Raw genomic sequence first — 3,124 nt, forward strand, 5'->3', positions numbered from 1 at the left:
GCGCTCGGCACGGCGGCGCTGGCCGCCACAGTGCGCCGGCTGGTCCTGCGCCGGCTCGTGCACCAGCGGTACGTCCGGCTGGACCGGGCGTGGGCGGCGGCAGGCCCCGACTGGGGGCGCGCGGGCGCGGGCAGTTGACCTGGCGACCCGCCGGGCCGCGGCGCGCTACGGTGGAGCGGCCGGTTCTGTCGCTTCGGCAGTCACGAGCAAGAGGGTGGGGGCACACGGCGCATGGCTCAGGGCACGGTCCAGGTGACGCACGGCGGTTCTTCGCGCTGGCGGCGGCGCTCGGGTGAGTATCCGACGCTCGCCGCCGCGCTGGCCGCCGCCGGGGACGGGGACGTGCTGTCCGTCTCCCCGGGCACGTACCGGGAGAACCTGGTGCTGCGTCATGCCGTCACCCTGCGCGGCCCGCAGGGCGCCCCCGGCGCCGTACGGATCGCCCCGCCCGACGGCGTCGCGCTCACCGTGCTCGCCTCCGCCGTCGTCCAGGACCTCCACCTGGAGGGGCAGGACCGGGCCACCCCGGCACTGCTGATCGAGGACGGCGCGCCCGAGCTGACGGACGTACGGGTGAGCACCCGCTCGGCCGTCGGGATCGAGGTGCGCGGCTCCGCGCGGCCGGTGGTGCGCCGCTGCACCGTGGAGAACCCGGAAGGCGTCGGCATCGCCGTGCTCGACGGCGGCGGCGGGGTGTTCGAGGAGTGCGAGGTCGCGGCGGCCGGGCAGAGCGGGCTCTCGGTGCGCGGGGGCGGCCACCCGCGCCTGGAGCGCTGCCGGATCCACCACAGCACCGGCGCCGGCATCGCGGTCACGGGCGAGGGCTCGGGCCTGGAGGCGCTGGGCTGCGAGGTGTACGAGATCAAGGGCACCGGGGTGCAGGTCGCCCAGCGCGGCGCGGCCCGGCTCACCGACTGCTCCGTGCACCGCACGACGGCCGACGGGGTCACGCTGGACACCGACGCGGTGCTGACCCTGGACGGCTGCGACGTGCACGACGTCCCCGAGAACGCGGTGGACCTGCGCTCGCGCTCGGTGCTCTCGCTCAGCCGCACCACGGTCCGCCGGTTCGGGCGCAACGGCCTGTCGGTGTGGGACCCGGGCACCCGGGTGGACGCCACCTCCTGCGAGATCCACGACAGCACCGGCGACTATCCGGCGGTCTGGATCAGCGACGGGGCCACCGCCTCGCTCGACACCTGCCGGGTGCACGACGTTCCGGACGCCGTGTTCGTGCTGGACCGCGGCTCGCGCGCCGACGTGGTGGACAGCGACCTGTCGCAGGTGCGCAACACGGCCGTGTCCGTCAGCGACGGTGCGACCGCGCAGCTGGACGACTGCCGGATCCGGGACGCGGCGACAGGCGCGTGGTTCCGTGACCACGGAAGCGGCGGCACCCTCTCCAACTGCACCGTCGAGGACGTCCAGACGGGCGTGATCGTCACCAAGGGGGCCGACCCCACCGTGGACCGGTGCACGGTCACCTCCCCCACGGAGGCCGGGTTCTACGTGTCGGCGGGCGGCCGCGGCAGCTTCCAGGCCTGCCGGGTCACCGGCAGCTCCGGTTTCGGCTTCCACGTGATCGACGGGTCCCGCACCACGCTGACCCGGTGCCACACCGAGCGCTGCGCGCGCGGGGGCTACGAGTTCGCGGAGGAGGGCCCGCTCGCTTCGGGGTGCACCAGCGACGAGTCGGCCCAGCGGTCCGGGGTGCTCGGCGCACCCGGGACGGTCCAGGCGGCCGGCGCCCGGGCCGTGGCCACCGCGCCGGCACCGGCGGCGGCCGTGAAGCCACCGGAGCCGGACACGGCCGGCGTACCGGAACAGCGCCCCGCGCAGCGGGACCCGGCCGCGGCCCGCGGTTCGGCCGAGGTGCTCGGCCAGCTCGACGCACTGGTCGGGCTGGAGAGCGTCAAGCGCGAGGTCCGGGCACTGACCGACATGATCGAGGTGGGCCGGCGGCGGCAGGAGGCCGGTCTGAAGGCCGCCTCCGTCCGGCGCCACCTGGTCTTCACCGGCTCCCCCGGCACCGGCAAGACCACGGTCGCCCGGCTCTACGGCGAGATCCTCGCCTCGCTCGGGGCGCTGGAGCGGGGCCACCTGGTGGAGGTGTCCCGGGTGGACCTGGTCGGGGAGCACATCGGCTCGACGGCGATCCGCACCCAGGAGGCCTTCGAGCGGGCGCGCGGCGGCGTGCTGTTCATCGACGAGGCGTACGCGCTGGCTCCGGAGGACTCGGGCCGGGACTTCGGGCGCGAGGCCATCGACACGCTGGTGAAGCTGATGGAGGACCACCGGGACGCGGTGGTGGTCATCGTCGCCGGGTACACGGCGGAGATGGAGCGCTTCCTGACCGTCAACCCGGGGGTGGCCTCCCGGTTCTCGCGGACCATCACCTTCGGGGACTACGGCCCGCAGGAGCTGCTGCGGATCGTCGAGCAGCAGGCGGAGGAGCACGAGTACCGGCTCGGTCCCGGCACGCCGGAGGCGCTGCTGGCGTACTTCACGGACCTGCCGAAGGGTCCGGCGTTCGGCAACGGGCGCACCGCCCGGCAGACCTTCGAGTCGATGGTCGAGCGGCATGCGGGGCGGGTCGCCCAGCTCGCGGACCCGGGGACGGACGAGCTCACCCTGCTGTTCCCGCAGGACCTGCCGGCGCTGACGGCTCCGTGCTGAGCCCCGGCCGCTGACGGGGGACGGGCTCGGCGCCGGCCGCGGCAGCGGCCTCGGGACCGGAGCGGTGGCTGCCGACTTCGGGACCTGGGCCGTGGCTGCCGGCTTCGGGACCTGGGCCGTGCCCGGCCTCGGGACGTGGGCCGTGCCCGGCTCCGGGACCGGCGCCGTGCCCAGCCTCCGAACCGGCGCCGTGCCCAGCCTCCAGACTGGCGCCGTGCCCGGCCACCGGACCGGCGCCGTGCCCAGCCTCCAGACCGGCGCCGTGACCAGCCACCGGACCGGCGCCGTGACCAGCCACCGGACCGGCGCCGTGACCAGCCACCGGACCGGCGCCGTGACCAGCCTCCAGACCGGCGCCGTGCCCGGCCACCGGACCGGCGCCGTGACCAGCCTCCAGACCGGCGCCGTGCCCGGCCACCGGACCGGCGCCGTGCCCGGCCTCCGGACC

General features: G+C 76.0%; 2 protein-coding genes. Both read left to right on the plus strand.

Annotated features, from left to right (window positions below):
- The first annotated feature begins 231 nt into the window (after positions 1–231).
- Positions 232–2,676 (plus strand): right-handed parallel beta-helix repeat-containing protein, encoded by a 2,445-nt coding sequence (locus GPJ59_RS34980; protein ID WP_219672090.1) that lies wholly within the window; start codon positions 232–234, stop codon positions 2,674–2,676.
- A gap of 214 nt (positions 2,677–2,890) precedes the next feature.
- Positions 2,891–3,124 (plus strand): hypothetical protein (locus tag GPJ59_RS34985; protein WP_219672092.1); only part of this gene is annotated, 234 nt, incomplete at its 3' end.

Origin of the sequence: Streptomyces bambusae (genome assembly GCF_019400985.1) — a bacterium.
Lineage (GTDB): Bacteria > Actinomycetota > Actinomycetes > Streptomycetales > Streptomycetaceae > Streptomyces > Streptomyces bambusae_A.